Source organism: Flagellimonas allohymeniacidonis (assembly GCF_004296335.1).
GTDB classification, from domain to species: Bacteria; Bacteroidota; Bacteroidia; order Flavobacteriales; family Flavobacteriaceae; genus Flagellimonas; species Flagellimonas allohymeniacidonis.
The window spans coordinates 1,154,218-1,171,970 of the sequence record NZ_SGIU01000001.1 but is presented as its reverse complement, the minus strand read 5'-3'; the positions used below and the strand labels follow the sequence as shown (position 1 = coordinate 1,171,970).

Annotated in this window: 12 protein-coding genes; all 12 read right to left on the bottom strand. The window is 42.7% G+C overall.

From position 1 onward, the window contains the following. The 12 genes from EW142_RS05275 to EW142_RS05220 all read right to left on the bottom strand — a co-directional run bounded on the left by EW142_RS05275 (position 1) and on the right by EW142_RS05220 (position 17,658). On the bottom strand, positions 1–3,216 hold the full coding sequence (locus tag EW142_RS05275) for a VPS10 domain-containing protein (protein WP_130610672.1): 3,216 nt from the start codon (positions 3,214–3,216) through the stop codon (positions 1–3). Positions 3,217–3,251: 35 nt separating this feature from the next. Continuing rightward, on the bottom strand, positions 3,252–6,539 hold the full coding sequence (locus EW142_RS05270) for an amidohydrolase family protein (protein WP_417935742.1): 3,288 nt from the start codon (positions 6,537–6,539) through the stop codon (positions 3,252–3,254). 84 nt (positions 6,540–6,623) lie between these two features. Beyond that, a complete protein-coding gene (locus tag EW142_RS05265; protein ID WP_130610667.1) occupies positions 6,624–7,025 on the bottom strand; it encodes a DUF1801 domain-containing protein in 402 nt (133 codons plus the stop codon). Continuing rightward, on the bottom strand, positions 7,025–7,399 hold the full coding sequence (locus EW142_RS05260) for a hypothetical protein (RefSeq protein ID WP_130610664.1): 375 nt from the start codon (positions 7,397–7,399) through the stop codon (positions 7,025–7,027). Before EW142_RS05260 ends, EW142_RS05265 begins: the two co-directional genes overlap by 1 nt. Positions 7,400–7,459: 60 nt before the next feature. Beyond that, on the bottom strand, positions 7,460–8,134 hold the full coding sequence (locus EW142_RS05255) for a helix-turn-helix transcriptional regulator (RefSeq protein ID WP_130610661.1): 675 nt from the start codon (positions 8,132–8,134) through the stop codon (positions 7,460–7,462). Positions 8,135–8,149: 15 nt separating this feature from the next. Next, on the bottom strand, positions 8,150–8,728 hold the full coding sequence (locus EW142_RS05250) for a YdeI/OmpD-associated family protein (protein WP_130610659.1): 579 nt from the start codon (positions 8,726–8,728) through the stop codon (positions 8,150–8,152). 32 nt (positions 8,729–8,760) lie between these two features. Next, positions 8,761–10,299: a M20/M25/M40 family metallo-hydrolase gene (locus EW142_RS05245; RefSeq protein ID WP_130610656.1), complete on the bottom strand. Its 1,539-nt coding sequence runs from the start codon at positions 10,297–10,299 to the stop codon at positions 8,761–8,763. Between the two features lie 24 nt (positions 10,300–10,323). Further along, positions 10,324–11,943 (bottom strand): M1 family metallopeptidase, encoded by a 1,620-nt coding sequence (locus EW142_RS05240; protein WP_130610653.1) that lies wholly within the window; start codon positions 11,941–11,943, stop codon positions 10,324–10,326. Positions 11,944–11,954: 11 nt separating this feature from the next. Then, positions 11,955–13,286 carry a M28 family peptidase gene (locus EW142_RS05235; protein ID WP_130610651.1) on the bottom strand — a complete coding sequence of 444 codons (1,332 nt, stop codon included), beginning with the start codon at positions 13,284–13,286 and terminating at the stop codon, positions 11,955–11,957. After that, positions 13,283–13,912: a TMEM175 family protein gene (locus EW142_RS05230; protein WP_130610648.1), complete on the bottom strand. Its 630-nt coding sequence runs from the start codon at positions 13,910–13,912 to the stop codon at positions 13,283–13,285. Before EW142_RS05230 ends, EW142_RS05235 begins: the two co-directional genes overlap by 4 nt. A 6-nt stretch (positions 13,913–13,918) precedes the next feature. Beyond that, positions 13,919–15,451, bottom strand: a complete 1,533-nt coding sequence (locus tag EW142_RS05225; protein ID WP_130610645.1) for a nuclear transport factor 2 family protein — start codon at positions 15,449–15,451, stop codon at positions 13,919–13,921. Further along, on the bottom strand, positions 15,448–17,658 hold the full coding sequence (locus EW142_RS05220; protein ID WP_130610642.1) for a bifunctional alpha,alpha-trehalose-phosphate synthase (UDP-forming)/trehalose-phosphatase: 2,211 nt from the start codon (positions 17,656–17,658) through the stop codon (positions 15,448–15,450). Before EW142_RS05220 ends, EW142_RS05225 begins: the two co-directional genes overlap by 4 nt. Between the last annotated feature and the right edge of the window lie 95 nt (positions 17,659–17,753).

Here is a 17,753-nt window from a genome sequence, read left to right as displayed (position 1 = left end):
TTAGTTGATTGTAAAAGTTTCCGTTTCCTTGAACGGTGATAGGTCGAGTGATTCTATAGATGTTCTATAAGCTTTCCATTTTTCTGAGAAAAAGGTATTGGTCTTTCCTAAGGTCGATCTTAAGTCGTCTTCGGCGTACTTTACCAAGCTTCTTTCGGTTTCCGTGATACCTGATTTACGTGTTCTTGCATAGAATCCTGCAGTATTTAAACGTTGAACAACGGATATCTCAGGATTTCGAGTGATTCCTTGGCGTTTGTCCTCCTTACCAAGATACAAAGCTATTACCGAATCAATCTGCTTTACGATATCTTTTGATGCTTTGATTTGATCTTTAAATTTTTCTTCATCCAATTCTTTAAGTTCTTTGGAGAATTTGTTCGCCAAATCTTTGCTCTGCACCAGCTGTTTAACCGCATCGGCCACCTTTTGGGTATAGGCCTCCAGTTTTTTGCCGGTTTCGTACACTTCTTTCAGAGAAGCTTGGTTTACCGGCAATCTGGGGTCTGCCTTTACCGTAACGCTTGTGGAATCCGTCATTTCCCCATATTGCACCTTTACTTTGTAGGTTCCTGGTAGTACGTTGATACCACCATTCTCTTTTTTATTCTTGGAAATTTTACGTGCAGGTCTATCCGGACCTTTTTCATCCAATTCCCAATAAACTCTATGGAACCCAGCCTTTTCGGGGGTCTTATGTTTAAGGGTGCGTATTAGCCGATCCCCATCATAAAACTTGAAGGAAATGGAATCTTTGGTATGTTTCTTTTCTTTCATATTGTCAGCAGAAGATGTATCCTCCTCTCCATTGCCTTCTTCTTTTTTAGCTTCCTTCTCCTTTTTATATCCTTCCTTCAAATAATAGGTGATCATGGCACCGCGCTTGCGATTTTCTCCGTTATATAGAGCATCACCCCCAAAACGACTTCCAGTAGCTTGTTGATAGGCCGCCAAGTAAGCATCTGGACTTTCAAAAAGGCTTATTTCTTTTTGTAAATCTGAAGTATTGCTGGCCAAAGATCTTAAAGGGCGAATATCATCCAATACCCACGCGGCCCTTCCAAAAGTTCCTATAATCAAATCATTTTCTCTGGGATGGATGACCAAATCCTTAGTGGATACGGTGGGGAAGCCTTCAGTCCATTTTTGCCATTCATTTCCTGCATTAAATGAAATGTAAAGACCATCATCCGTCCCCAAAAACATCAAATTTGGATTTTTCTCATCCTCTACGATAGATAGAGCATAACTTTCTACATCATTTCCATCCACAATTCGAGTCCAAGTTCTGCCATAGTCCTTAGTGCGATAAGCATAAGGGGTGTAATTGAATCGTCTGTAGTCGTTGGCTACCAAAAGGGCCTCTCCCTTATTGGTTTTGGAAGCTTTAATTTGCGGTATCCAACTGCCTTTAGGCAAACCTTTGATATTATCGGTAACCTCTGTCCAGTTCGAACCACCGTTTTGTGTATAGTGAACTCGCCCGTCATCGGTACCTACCCAAAGCATATCTTTTTCCACTAGTGAAGGTTCAATGACCAAAATGGTGCAATGATTTTCCGCTCCAGTTGCATCCATGGTCAATCCGCCGCTTTCACTTTGTTTCTGTTTTTGCTTGTCATTGGTAGTCAAATCTGGGGAAATCGTGGTCCACGTAAGTCCTTTGTTGGTGCTTTTGTGAACAAACTGACTACCGAAGTACACAGTGCCGTTGTCGAATGGGTCTTGACCAATACCTGCATTCCAGTTAAAGCGAAGTTTGGTTGTGGCATCGGGTGGGGTTGGACGGACAATATAATTGTTACCCGTTTTCCAATCGTATCGAGACACAAACCCTTGTTGACTCATGGCATATCCGAATTGATTGTTATCGAGGTCGGGGACCACATCAAAACCATCGCCAAAGGCAATTTCTTGCCAGTAGCTGTTACGTATACCTTGCGCCCTCCATACGTAGGACGGCCCACGCCAAGAGCCATTATCCTGCATGCCACCATAAACGTTATAAGGATATTCATTGTCCACATTGATATGATAAAACTGGGCAACAGGAAGGTTGCCAATAAAACGCCATGTTTTTCCACCATCTTTGGTAATGTTCATACCGCCATCGTTTCCGTCAATCATGAATTGGCCGTTATCGGGGTGAATCCACCATGCATGGTGGTCAGGATGTACCCCGTTATCCACTTGGTAGGCGGGCATCAACTGTTTAAAATTCTTCCCGCCGTCTTCCGATACATTCACATAGGTGAAAATGGAATACACCCGGTTCTCATTTTCTGGATCTACATAAATTTCAGAGTAGTAAAAAGGACGGTTTCCTATGTCATTTTTGTCGTTGATCTTCTTCCATTTCAAGCCTCCATCATCTGAGCGATATAGTGCATTCTTTTTAGCCTCCACAAGTGCGTAAACCACGTTCGGCTTGTTCGTGGCCATGGCAACTCCAATACGTCCCAATTCCCCTTTAGGCAATCCATCTTCCTCGGTAAGTTGTTTCCAGGTCTTTCCACCATCATGGGTTATGTGCAGTCCACTGCCGTTACCTCCAGATTTGAAAAACCAAGGGTCTCTTTTGTGTTCCCACATAGCTGCAATCAACTTGTTTGGATTGGTAGGGTCCATGATCAAATCGGCCACACCGGTCTTTTCATTGACAAACAGGATTTTTTCCCAGGTTGCACCTCCATCTGTGGTTTTGTAGACACCTCGTTCCGGATGCACACCCCATGGAGAACCAATGGCACCTGCATATACTATATTTGGGTCTGTTGGGTCAATGATGACCCGATGGATGTGACGTGTTTTCTCCAATCCCATGGATTTCCATGTCTTCCCCCCATCCAAAGATTTGAAAATTCCGTAGCCTCCGTTCAAACTGTTTCTTGGATTTCCTTCTCCTGTGCCCACCCAAATAACTGATGGATTTGATTGTTGGATGGCTACAGCACCAATGGAACCTGTGACTTGTTTGTCAAAAATGGGCTCCCATTTGATACCTCCGGAAGTTGATTTCCAAAGGCCTCCTGAGGCTGTTCCCACATACATAATATCTGGGTTGGAAAGCACAACGTCGATGGCCGTGACCCTGCCGCTCATTCCTGCAGGCCCAATATTTCGGGGTTTCATGTCCTGAACGAGGTCCATTGTGAACTCTTGAGCGGAAGCGCTTGCCGTAATCAACAATACAAGGAAGGGTAGTAGTTTTTTCATAGGATTTATGAGAATTAGTTTTATGAGTTTAGTTTTTAATGATGACCTACATGGCAGCCGCAACCAGGTTGTGTGAAACTTTGTACATCTTGGTGCCAAGGAAAAGCCGTACTGTATTTGTTGTTTTCCCACCAGAATTTGCTTCGTTCCCTTTGGGTGTTGCCAATTTCATTCATGGTGCCTGTATCGTATAGGCGACCATTGACCATGGTATATTTTACGGTTTCGGTATTTCGGATGTCTTCGAGGGGATTTTCGTCCAGCACTATCAAATCGGCAAGCTTACCCACTTTCAAGGAGCCTATTTCTTGGCCTGCCCCTATATATTCAGCCCCATTGATGGTAGCTGCCTTTAAAGCTTGTAAATTGGTCATTCCACCTTGATGCAACATCCAAAGTTCCCAGTGTGCTCCAAGTCCTTGAAGCTGTCCATGGGCACCCATATTCACCTTCACTCCTTCATTGGTCAATTCGGTAGCGGTTTTTGATACAAGGATATGTCCATTTTCATATTCTTCATCGGGAATCATAGTACGATATCTTGCCCGTGCATCAACCAATCCTCTCGGAGTATACTTGAGCAGTTTTTCGTTTTCCCAAACGTTGTCTTTTTGATAAAAGAAGTATTCTCCGTTCATTCCCCCGTAATTCACAATTAGGGTAGGGGTATAACCTGAATTACTGGTTTTCCATAACTCTTTTACGTCTTTGTAAACAGGTGCCACTGGAATGTTGTGCTCAATCCCGGTATGACCGTCCATGATCATGGTCATGTTATGGTAGAAGGTTGAACCTCCTTCGGGTACCACATTGATTCCAAGTTCCCTTGCCGCTTGCATTACCTGTTGCCTTTGGTCACGTCGGGGCTGGTTGTAACTTTTCACTGATTTTGCACCGAAAGCTTTGGTTCTTCGAATAGCTGAGCGAGCATCATCCAAATTGTTGATGACGGCCTTAAAGTCACCATCCGCACCATAAAGAATGATTCCAGTGGAATAGATTCTAGGACCTATCATGTCTCCACTTTTTATCATTTCCAACATGGCAAAAATGGACTCCGTATTGGCCGAGGGGTCATGAGCTGTGGTCACGCCAAATGCTAAATTGGCATAAAGCTGCCAGTGTTTTTGTGTGGTAAGCCCGTACCTGAATCCGCCAATATGAGCATGGGCATCCACGATGCCTGGCATAATGGTTTTCCCAGAAACGTCATAAACTTTCGCATTGGATGGAACATTGATGTCTTCCGATGCCCCAAGGTATTCTATCCTATTTTCATTGACAATCAGAGTTCCCTTTTCAATAACTTCATCACCTTCCATGGTGATGATGCGCGCATTTGTGAAAGCAATTCTACCTGAAGGCTTGTCCGCCTTTTGAATCAAACCTACCTTAACGCCAACACTATCGAGCTTCGCAACTTTTTCGGGAGAATTGGGCAGAAAAGTATAGCGATCCTTAATGTCATTTGCAAAATATTCATCGCCTAGGGTCCAGAAAACCTTTTTACTATCCAAGGACCAATGCAGATTAATACCGGCATCTTTTGAAATTTGGGAAACAGGGACATACTTTGACTTGTTGTCCAGATCTAGCTCCTTACCATTCAACACCAAAGGAGCGATGTAGGCCTTATGCAAATGTGTGAAGGCAATCCATTTATTGTCTGGACTAGGAACCAATCGATTGGCATACTTGGACTTTACATGAGCTTTTTCATCCTTGCCATTTAAGTTGACTGATTTTAGCTGTTTGGTTAGATTTCCAAAATAGTATCCTCCGGTTTGATAAAAAATGCGTTGACCATCCTTTGTGAACAGGGGGTATTCACCCTCATCTGAAATCCACTTTTTGTTGGAACCATCTGAATTCATGAGGTATAGACCGGTGTTCTTGGCAAAACTAATGCCCTGATCACTATTGCCCGGTTCCTTCCGATATACCAATTTTTTACCATCGGGACTAAAGGAGGGGGTACGGTAAATTCCTTTTTCTGAAGTCAAAGGGGTCATGGTTCCACCAGTGGTAGGTATTTTGTAAATGCTTCCCAGCTCTTGGTCGTTCCAAGTGACAAATGCAATGGTCTTTCCATCAGGAGAGAAGGCAGGTTCAAATTCAAAATCGGTACCGTTGGTCAATCGTTTTGGTTTACCATTTGGTAATTTTTTACTCCATAAATAGCCCAGTGCGTTGAATACCAATGTTTTTTGGTCCGGAGAGGTCACCGCATGACGAATAACTTTAGCCGTGAACTGATCTGGGGCCACTGGAGAATCAACCTTCAAGGTTTCCGCAATTTTGATGTTCGCATTTACGGAAAATGGGATGGGGGTCACTTGAAGACTGTTGACATCAATTCGATATATTTTTCCTTTGTTCCAAAACACCAAACTTTGATTGTCGGGCATCCAACTAAAGTTGGGATATATCCCAAAAATGGCCCATGCTTCCTGTTGATCCTTGTTGAGCCCATCAAAAATGGGCCATTCCTCACCCGTTTGTAGGTCATGAAGGAAAAGTACGGTTTTGGTGCGCACCCGTTTCACAAAAGCCAACATTTTCCCATCACGTGAGACTTGGGGACGTGCTGCCCCACCGGGGCCTCCGGTGATGGTTACGGTTTCACCGGTTTCAAAATCATATCGCTTAATAGCGTAAATCTGCTTGTTGGGGTCCTTGTTGTACTGAAAGAACCCTCCCGGATACATATCCTCGCTATAATAGAGGTAACGGCCATCGGGAGAGATATTGGGTTCGTTGACATCTTGTTGGTCATTTTTTCGCTTTGTGACCTGAAGTCCTGACCCCCCAGTGATGTGATACTGCCAAATTTCACCGGCTCCCAGCGAACGCTGTGAGGTAAAGTGCTTGCGAGCAACAAGGTAATTACCATCAGGCATCCAATAGGAGTTGTTGAGCAGCCTAAACTTTTCCTTGGTTATTTGTTTGGCGTTGGAGCCATCCTTATCCATTACCCAAATATTATCACCCCCACCGGCATCGCTGGTAAAAGAAATTTTGGAACCGTCGGGGCTGAAGCGTGGTTGAATTTCAAAAGGAATTCCTGTTCGTAACGCTGTCGCCGTTCCTCCAGAGATGGGCATACTGTAGATGTCTCCCATCATATCGAATACTATGGTCTTACCATTGGGGCTTACATCAAGGTTCATCCAGGTACCTTCGTCTGTGGTAAACTTGTGCTCTTGATAGTTAAAATCTCCCTCTGGATTTGCGACCTCCCACTTGTTATCTTCTTTTTTTTCTTCTTGGGCTATTAGGGGCAGGAAAAGTAAAAGGCTTAGTAGCGAGAGGAGGTATTTCATCATTAGCTGGTTTAATCAGCTAAAGATACCAAAAAGGCCAAGTCGATTTCTTAAAATGGTGTTAAGGCCGGATGCTTAAAGTGCCTATAAATTTGAATCAATTCGATAGGCTTCCTGAAGCAAGAACTTTATGAGTTCTAAGTTATCTCCCCGTAATTCATCCATTGATTTTATAACAATTCTGCCCACGGTTTTTCTCTGGTCCATGCCGAGCAATTCGTTAGTGGGATCTATTTCTTTGGCTCGAACAAAGGCCAAGGCCACACCCTGGGAAAGGTTGCCCCAGGGTACAGAAGCCGGCCATATACAGCATATGCGTTTGTTTCGATAATAAAAGGGAACATTGTAAGCCAACTTCTCTTTGTATTCCAGAAAACAATTGTGTATTAGTTGGCGCAGAAAGTTTACTATTTGCAATTCATCTTCTGGAAGAAAATCAAGAAATTCTTCAACATTGGCAAATGCCACCTTTTGAAACTTGTTCATTATTGTGCTGAAAAAATAGTGTAGTGGTTCATCACTATACTCTTGGGATCGATCAATGCAAAGTTTTTGGCCAATTCCGGATTTTGCATAAGTTGTTCAGCAGCCTTCAATGCTTTTGCTTTACTTTCCCAAAGTACAACATCCACAAATTCCCCTTCTTCGTTCATAGAGGTGTTGCGACTTACAAAACCATCAAATTCCTTTATGAATTGGTTTGTGGCCTCCATGGCTTGTTTCAATTGTTCGTTGGTGTTGTTGGGGTTCACTTTAAAGGTTACGACCTCCATACAGCTTGCTTGTTTCATTTCTTGTTCATTTTGTGTGCAGCCATAGCTCATTAGCATCAAAGCCACACCGATTATTATTTGTTTCATTGTTTGTTTTGGCGAAGCTAAATACGACCAGTGACAACCCTATGTCGCGGGTATTTGGAATTATTGATACTTTTTAAAATAATCGTTGAGAGCAAAGCTATTGGGAGGGAAATACTCGGGGAGAACTTTTAAATCTGTAATGCGGTCAAGCCTGAATTCTCGATAATCTTGTTTCGACAGGCAAAAGGCTACCAAAATCCAATGATCTTGGGTGAAATACAAGGCCAGAGGTTCTACTTTGCGATGACTCATTACTTTCTGCGCATTCACATACTTAATTTCAACCCTTTGAAATTCTGTGATTGCTTTCTGTATGGATATGAGGTTATCACTAGATGAGGTTCTTTTCTGAATCGATGGGGCCAATCGGTTCTCCAGCAGTAAGGCATCCCTTTTTTTTCCTGAGGGAAGTACTGCCACCACCTTTTCAATGGCTTTGGTATAATTAGACACCAATGAACTATCGCTATTTTGATCCACAAGGGCTTTCCCGGTAATCAAGGCACTTGCTTCCTCCGATGTAAAATGTATGGGCGGAATCTGGTAACCTTCCAGGAGGAAATAATCTTCTCCAGGCTCATAGCCAATGGGGACGCCGGCGTCTTCCAAAGCCTTTAGATCCCGGTAAATGGTACGTGGGGTCACATTGTATTCCTCGCTCAACTTGCGAACCTTGAGCGATTTCGAAGCCTGAAGTTTAATGAGTAAGGAAGTAAGTCGATGCAAACGTTTCATGGCAAACAAAAATAGCTATCTCTGTGCTCTGGATTTAATATTTTGCCCGCAAAGGTGGATGATTTCCTTAATTCTTTTTTGGCGAGTTTCTTCGCGCTTGGCCTGATTAAGCCAATACAAGTAGCTTTTCTGTTGTCCTTTGGTGAAGTTCTCAAAGTTTTTTAGGGCCTTTTTGTTCTGTTTGAAGGCTTTTTGCAAATCTTCTGGAATGACACCATTTTCAACATCGTCCAATGCTGCCCAAGAGCCATTCGCTTTGGCTGCATTGATGACTGCAAGTCCACTGGAGTGCATAAGCCTTTTTGAAATCAGGTCAGTGATATGGTCCTTATTGACTTTGCTCCAAATGCTTTTCGGTTTTCTGGGGCAAAAGTACTGTCGCCTTTTACCCTCTCCCAAGCTTTTTACGGTGCTGTCAATCCACCCATAACAGAGCGCTACGCGAACGGCCTCCTCCCATCGCATGCTTTCCATTTTGTGGTCCACTTTGTAGAAAATCAAATAAATCCCTTTGGAATTCTTGTGATTTTTATGGAGCCAATCACGCCATTCCCCATCATTTTTGAAATAGAGATGATCTAATTCGTCCGTCATGCCCAATCCTTATTTTAAGTTGATCTAGGATTTTACAGTTTTTCAGATAAAATTGCTATCATGGTCTTAATACCCTCCCGGTAATTACCTAAACGGAGGTTTTCATTTGGACTATGTTGGTTGTTGTCCCGATTTACCGTCGGAACGGTTACCGCAGGGATTCCCAAGGTGGTCACAAAAGGCGATATCGGGATAGAGCCCCCACTCATTCGAATCATTATGGGATCTTCGTTAAAGGCCCTTTTCAGGGCACTTCGTAGCCACAGTCCAACTTCCGAATCAAAGTCCGTTCGAAATGACTGATAAGAAATTTCATGGGTAAAGGTGGCTATTTTTTCGTGTTTCAGTCGTTCGTCTTTGGAGGGTTCTCTTTCCAAAACCAAATACCCTTGGGCGGCAATATGATCCTTGATCAGTTTTATCAATCTTTCTGGGTCGGATTCCAGTACCAAGCGAACATCAATCTCAGCTCTTGCCCAGGCAGGAATAATGGTCCGTACCTTTTCGTTGATCCATCCGGATTGCATACCTCTAATATTCAAGGAAGGGTACTGTATGGCTTCCTGATAGTAAGCTCCAACTTGGTCGGTGGTGGCAATTTGAAGCCTTTCTTTGATTTGTTCCTGATTATCAGGAACTGCTTTTAGGATTTTCTCCGTATCATAACTTATGCTGATGCCATCATAAAACCCAGGAATGGTAACCCGCCCACCATCATCCTTCATCGAGGCAAGCAACTTGGACAGCCGTAATGCAGGATTTGGGGCGTAATTGCCAAAATGACCACTGTGTTGGGGTACCACTGGACCGTAGGTGGTCAACTGAACGGTTGCAATTCCGCGTGCACCAAAAGTAAGGGTTGGTTTGTTGGTAATATGGCGAGGCCCATCGAAAATGATGAGCATATCGGCCTGCAACAGACCCTTGTTTTCGAGAACGGCCTTGGGTAATTGAGGGGACCCCAGTTCCTCCTCAAAATCCATAATGACCTTGATGTTGTAATTGGGCTCCACCTTTAATTCCTTGCTTGCATCCAATGCGGACAAAAACATGGCAACCGGACCTTTGGCATCACTGGCAGACCTCGCAAAAACCCGCCAATCATCTTCATAGGAGGCAACGGATTCCCATGGCATCTCTTTCCATTCCCCTTGGGTTTGCTTTTTAAGCACCGGCAAATAGGGGCTTTTTTGGAACCATCTTGTCGTGTCAACAGGTTGGCCATCAATCTGCAAATAAATAAGTACGGTTTTCTTGGCCTTTTTCTGTTTACGCTCTGCTAAAAGCAAGGGTACGGTTTCGGTTGGAATGCGAGTAGCTGAAAAGCCTCTTTTGGAAAATTCTGATTCACACCATTGCACATTCTTCTCAATGTCCTCGGGATAAAAGGCATCATTGGGAATACTAAGCAGCTCTTTGAGTAAAGGGAAAGAAGAAACAGTGAAAGCACTGGCGGCCTTATTGAGTTCTTCTTGATTCAGTTTTTGGGTGATTCCGGTCAAGGGGAGTAAGAAAACAATAAGAAAAGGGAACAAAGTCCTCACTAGTTTGCTAAAATTGATATTTCCCATGGTTTGCTTAATTCTTAAGATTGATTAAATGCGAATTGCCTCAATGTAGAAATTCTTGTCTATTTCCAAATCAGTTCCCTTTAGCTTCTCGGTTTTCCATTCTGAATTGGGAAAAAGCCAGTGTTCCTTTTCGTCCACAAAAACCCGAATCGGCATATCAAAATCTTCAACAACGTCAACATACCTATACGTAATCTTATTTCCCTCCATTTTATATTCCAACTTGGGAATCATAGTGGTCCTGAGATACTGATTGAAAAAAGCGGAAAGATCCTTTTCCGTTTTCTTGCTGATATAGTTTTCAATCTGTTGTGTGGTAACCGTTTTGTGGTAGAACTCTGTATTGAGGCCCGTTAGTGTTTTTTTCCACAACTCATCATCCTCGACCAATTGCCGGAGGGTGTGCAATAGGTTTGAGCCTTTGTAATACATGTCGCTCGACCCTCTGTTGTTTACATTATATGCACCAATGATGGGTCTGTCATTTAATATGGCTTTTCTGGTGCCGATGACATAGGCTGAAGCTGCCTCGGTTCCGTAGTGGTAGTCTAGGTAAAGACTTTCTGAATAGGCAGTAAATCCTTCATGAATCCACATATCAGCGGGATCTTTATAGGTGATGCTATTGGCGAACCACTCATGTCCCGCTTCATGGATGATAATAAAGTCAAATTTCAAACCCCAACCCGTCCCTGAAAGATCATTTCCAAGGTATCCATTCTTGTAACCATTTCCATAGGTAACTGAACTCTGGTGTTCCATACCCAAATAAGGTACTTCTACCAATTTGAAGCTATCTTCATAAAAGGGATATGGACCAAACCATTCTTCAAAGGCATCGAGCATCATGGGTACCTGTTTGAATTGTTCTTTGGCTTTTTCCAAGTTATCTTTCAAAACATAGTAGTCCAAATCCAGCGTACCTTTTTTACCTTCATATTTTTCCCCAAACTGCACATAGTCACCAATATTTACATTCACCCCATAATTGTTTATGGGGTTGGCAACAAACCACTCGTAATTGGTATAATCTCCGTAGGAGTAGGAGTCGCGTAGTTTACCATTGGCTACCCCGATCAAGTCTTTGGGTACGTCGATGCTTATGCGCATGCTGTCGACCTCATCGTACATATGATCTTTATTGGGCCACCAGGCGCTTGCTCCCAATCCTTGGCAGGAAGTGGCAACAAAATGGTTTCCATGAGTATCCTTTTTCCATGAAAAACCACCATCCCATGGTGCTTTTCTTGCCTTTCTTGGATTGCCGGAATATTGAACGTACAATTCATTGAACTCACCAGGTACCTGCTTTTTCTTCAAATGGATAAAATGGGCAGCTCCTTCGGAGGTAATGTCCAAATCCTCTTTATCTTGGGAAACGGCATCTATTTTTAAAGGTTCCTGAAGGTCTATCTGAATCACATCATTTTCTTCCAGCACTTTGTATCGAATGATATTGTATCCTGCTATGAATTGTTTATCGGGTTGAACCTTCAGGTTCAGATTGTAATAGTTCAAATCCCACCAAGCCCTTTCGGGAGTTATACTGCCCCTAAGTGTATCTTGGCGTGTGAAGTTTTGTGCACTTGCACTAAGGGTGGCGATTAGACCGACCAGTAAGAGCAACCTTTGTCTTATTTTCATAAAGTTTTGAATTATCTAAAAACCGCATTGGGAAATACAACCGGACTTTCATGACCATCTTTACCAACGGCCGCTACGCCAAAAAAGAAATTGTCGATAACAATACCTTCCAGGGTATGTTCTGTTACGTCCCTTACGTATTTGGAGTTATCCCAGATAGGTGAAGTGGTGTCGCGCCAATAAATTTTGTAGCCGGCCGCACCATCCACCTTGCTCCACTTCAATTTGGCCGAGGGCTCAACAATACCGCCAATTTCAACCTTTTGTGGTGAGGGCGGTGCCCAAGCTATGGATGCCAGATTGATGGCATTGACCGCAGTCAATTTTTTAGCGTAGTTAAAATTTACATGTTCCAATACATCACCATAAGCAATTCCGTCTTCAACGCGAATATCCTGATGTTGCTGGGTATAATTTTCATGTGATTCCATAATTCGGATGCCGGCAAAACCTGCATCATTAAAAGGTCTATGGTGCCCTCCTCGGCCAAACCGATCTAGACGGTAAATGAGCATGGGGTTCATTTCGGGCATGTAGATTTTTGTGGTTTTGTGCACGTAGCGTGCCAATTGTCTTGAAATTCCATCTACCTCACCGCCATAAAAGCGTCGTGCCCTTCGTTGATCCTCTGTTTCGGTAGGAGGGACCGGTTCTGAAAAAATCCGGAAATCCCGGTTACTGACCACACCATCAACCCCAGTGATATTGCCTATCATATCGTTGTTGAGGATTCCAATAATCTCCCAACCGTTTTCCTTGGCATAAGCGGCAAGACCCCTGCCACCGTACAAGCCTTGTTCCTCACCGGAAAGACCCACATAGATAATACTGTTCTCAAAATTATATTTGGAAAGAACCCGTGCAGCCTCAATGGTTCCTGCCATGCCGCTGGCGTTATCATTGGCCCCGGGGGAGTCTGAAGTAAAGTCAACGGGGTCACTTACCCTAGAATCGATATCCCCACTCATAATAATGTAGCGATTGGGGTATTTGGTCCCTCTTTGAATGGCAACCACATTGACCACCCAAACATCTTTGATGATACGACGCCCGTCACCTTTTTTCACCAAATCCTTTTGATAGAAAACCTCTAGGCAATCGTTGCAGTTCGAGTCTATTTTATCGAATTCGGACTTTATCCAGCGTCTGGCGGCACCAATACCTCGCGTCTGCGATACCGTATCGCTTAAGGTATGTCGAGTTCCAAAGTTGGCCAGGGTGGTAATATCTTTTTCGATTCTGTCGGCCGACACTGCATTGATGATATCATATATTCGAGAATCGGTTTGAGCAAATGAACCCAAGCCCATTACCAAGCAGAGGGAAACAATAAGGTTTTTCATAAAGTGTTATTTCTAAATTTTTTATCGAACCATTTGGAATGAAGATAACAGAAAGGTCCCAAAAGAAAGTAAATCATTCCAGGGAGGCCAAACGATACTCCAAGCTTAAAAATAGAGATTGCTACTGAAATAGCACCAACAATCACATAAATACCAAAATGACGACTATAAAAAAGTGCCGTGATACATTTTTCATGAGATTTCATTTTTTTGTAGGCCCTTCGGTACATCAAGGCAAAGCACAAGAAAATTAGAAGGAAGCCAACGCTGTACATTTGAAAGAGTTCTGAAAGATTCTGCAGAGTAATTTTGTCCTCTCCAATCCAAGTATTAATGAGCGATTTAAGAGGGAAAACGTAATACAAAACCATGAATAAAAGCATGGAATTTAGGGCAATGACCCAATTATCAATATAGCCGACCCTCCGAAAATAATTGTAATGCACCATCCATAGAGCGACCAGAACAAAAAAGCTTACCCCAAAAGTCAATAGGCTAAAAGCCCTACTTTTCATTAGGATGAAATTCTCGTTAAGATCTATGGATACCACCATAAGGGTGGCCGCAAAGGCAAAAACAGCATCACTAAACGCTTCGACTCTGCTTATGTTATGGGAAAATTTCATGAAAGCTTATTGCAAAAAAGTGACCTTGGCAATTTTGCCGTTCTCCACTTCGTAAATGGCCACAGCACTTACAGGTGTACCGTTTATTGTGACATATTCCTCATCGATCACCTTGTTTCCTACAACCATTCGGTTTTTGATTTCACAATTAAGGTCAGGGGTGTTATCGAAAAAAGAACCATAACTTTCACGCATTTTTTCTTTTCCTTCCGAAACAAGCGTGTTTGGGAAATTGTAAAGCTTGATATCTTCTGAATAGGTGTCCATAAAGGCGTCAATATCACGGGCATTGTAGGCCACTAGTTGCTCCTTTACTATAGATTCGGCATCGCCAATTCCCTGATTTGGAAAAATGAAGCTCATGGATTGGATAAGCCCGTTTTTGATGGTATACAATGCGACCTGATGTCCCTCACGTCCATCGACCAGGGTTTCTTCTTCATCAATGATTTTGTCGCCAATAGAAATCCGTTTTACCACCTCTACGCGTGTACTTTTGGTATTGGCAAAAAAACGTTCATAACTGGCCATCATTTTATCCTTTCCAATATACATGGTGTCATTTGGAAAACGCCGGGCCAATACCCTATCGGAGTAACAAGAAAGAAAACCATCCAAATCTCTTTTGTTGAATGTATCCACTTGCTTTTGTACAATTTCTGTTGGGGAAACATCGGTGACCAACGCAAACCGAGTACCACTCGGGTTTACAGCCATTCGGGATATTTTAAAGACTTGATCCCGATTAAAAACATGAAAATCTTGCCAAGTACTATCTTTTGCTGGATTATATCTGGCAATCCTATTGTTATCCGGTAGCAATATGGTTCCATCTGAAAGCCATGCCACATCCTCAACACGGGATGGAAGCGTCAGTATGGTATCCAATTTTTGAGATGTTACATTCAGGGATTTGATGGTCCAAGCTACTTTTTCTCGCTGAGATTTATGGATGTAAGAAATAAGGTCAGTTCCCGGTATTTTGTGCAACGACCGTCCAACATTTCTATCTGCTGTAAACTGATTGCCATCGCTAAGATCACTGACCACCAAATCCATTCGATTATCGATCAGCACAGTTGATACCAAAATATGGTCATTGTACCAGACGTGATAGCCTATCTTTAAATCACTTAACAGCTCCGATTCACCTGTTTTGATATCGTACTCATAAAGTCTCTGTAGCCCATCCAAATCCAATCGAATAGCGGAAACATTATTTGAACCAGGAATTCGTAAGGGGGAATATTCACTACCTGCGGCCGTGTTGGTTATCCACTTCGAGGTGCTTCCTTTTGTTATGTAAAATTGTTTGACATCCGTTTGCCCCGCTCGTGTTGAGGAGAATAGTACGGTGTCATCGTCCCAAAAAGAGGGTTGGTTGTCATAACCATCATTGTTGGAAATGTTTTTTGGATTGGAAAGCGAGATTTCTCCATTTTTCCAATCCAAATCAAAAAGGTAAACCTCTGTATTGGTCTGGGAATTTAGAATTATAGCCATTCCCAGAAATACTATCAGTGTTAGTTTGTTGATCATTGGTCAGCAAAAAGTTTTAAGAGCTCACGGACTCGTTTTGTATTTTCCACATGATATTTCGCATGGGTTTTTTTAAGACCTACTTTTACGGTAATCGCTGTTTTTGGAAGCTCTTGAAACATGAATTCGTCGGTCCAATCATCACCGATGGCGAAAGTAAAATCATAATTATCTTCCCCGAGCATACGTACTGCGGCCCTTCCTTTGTTCACGTTACTGCTTTTTACCTCCATCACTTTGTTACCATTGAGCACACTAATATCGTCGGTGCCTATCAGACTTCGGAGAACGGTGTTAAGTTCCGTAGCTCTTTTCTCCCCAAAATCTGGATCAGTATTGCGATAATGCCATGCCAACGAATAATTCTTTTCCTCAATAAAAGATCCAGGGGTACGGTCTACAAAGGAATCCAATACCGGTTTAATTTTTTCCATCCATTCTCCCTTGACCTTCTCCAAGAGTTTGAACTCCTCACCATTTCGTGAAATCCAAACTCCATGCTCCACGATCATGTTGTATTTTTTTTCAAGAAACCATTTGGTAAAGGTTTGTTTGTCCCTACCGCTGATCAAAAAGAAGGTGGTGTTTTCTTGTTCCTGTAGCTTGTCCAATAACCTATATAGCTCATCATCGGGAGAGGCTTTCTGGGGGTCTTTGTGAAAACCGGTCAGGGTTCCATCATAATCCAAGAAAACCAATCTTTTTTTCGCTTTTGCATATTGGCCACCCAAATTCTTGAGTATGGTATCAGAAATTTTTTGGGTAACGTTAACATCACCAACAAGGCTTTTTTGTCTCAAGGCATTCATGAATTCATTGGCCCATACCTCAACATTGTAGCGTCCCAATCTATTTTGAAGAAAAGTATTCCGTGCGATTTGCTCTTCCTTGGGCATGGTAATGGCCTTTTTGAGCGTGTCTGCCTGTTCCTCAAAATTGTTAGGGTTGATGAGTAGGGCTTCATTCATTTCATAGGCCGATCCTGCCATTTCACTTAAAATCAGAACACCCGTTTTTTCGGTCCGTGTGGCAATGTACTCTTTGGCGACCAGATTCATTCCATCCCGCAATGGTGTGAGCCATGCAATATCACTGGAAACATAAAGATCGATAAGGCTTTCAAAAGACAAAGAGCGATAGAAATACCAAATCGGGGTCCAGTTCACGGTAGAGAGCTCCCCGTTAATGCGACCCACAAGCTCATCAATTTCCCGTTTCAGCAATTTGTACTGTGGAACATTGGATCGTGAGGGAACGGCCAATATAATCAAGCGGACCTTTTCTTTGTACTCGGGATATTTATTTAAAAAATATTCAAAGGCATTGATTCGTTTTGCGATACCCTTACTATAGTCGAGCCGGTCAATGGACACAATTAATTTGGTGTCCGGGGCTGATTCTTTGTGGGCGTCCAACTTCTTTTGGAGGTCAGAACGTTGTACTCCCTTTAGGGAAACACTGGCTTTGGCCGCTTCATGAAACTTGTTGTAATCTATTCCCATGGGGAATGAATCCACTTTAATAACACGATCTTCAAGATAAATGTCATTGAAACTTACTTCCAATCCCAGCAGCCTTCTCACTGAACTTAAGAAATGCCGCTCGTAGTCGTAAGTGTGGAAACCAATCAAATCTGAACCGAGCAAACCTTCCAAGACCTCCTCCCTCCAGGGGAGCGTCCTAAAAATTTCATAAGATGGAAATGGGATATGTAGAAAGAAACCTATGGAGGTATTGGGTCTTTTTTGTTTCACCATTTGCGGAACCAACATAAGTTGGTAATCATGTACCCAAATAGTATCGTCCTCTCCCGATTTTTCCAATATGGCATCGGCAAATTTTTGATTTACCGCCTTGTAAGTGTTCCAGAAATCCAGCTCAAATTCGGAATATTCCAAAAAATAGTGGAACAACGGCCATATGGTCCGATTGCTAAACCCAAAATAAAAGCCATCAACTTCTTTTGAAGAGAGCCTTACTTTAGAACAACCATGTTCGGCAAGTGCTTCATCAATATCCTTTTCAAGGGATTCAGGAATCTCTTCCATGGTCAGTCCAGACCACCCAATCCATAAACTTTCACCGCCCGTGTGCACCGATTTCATTCCAGTGGCCAAACCTCCAACACTGGGGATAGCGTTTAAGCCACCATCACTTATTTGCAATTGAACTGGCAGTCTATTGGAAATAATTATAGTTTTACTCATGAAAGAAGGATTTTAGGGCAAAATGTAATAAAATTCCTATTTTTTCGCTTTATGATTGGATAAAAACCTGAATTGACCAACAGAAATACAAATCC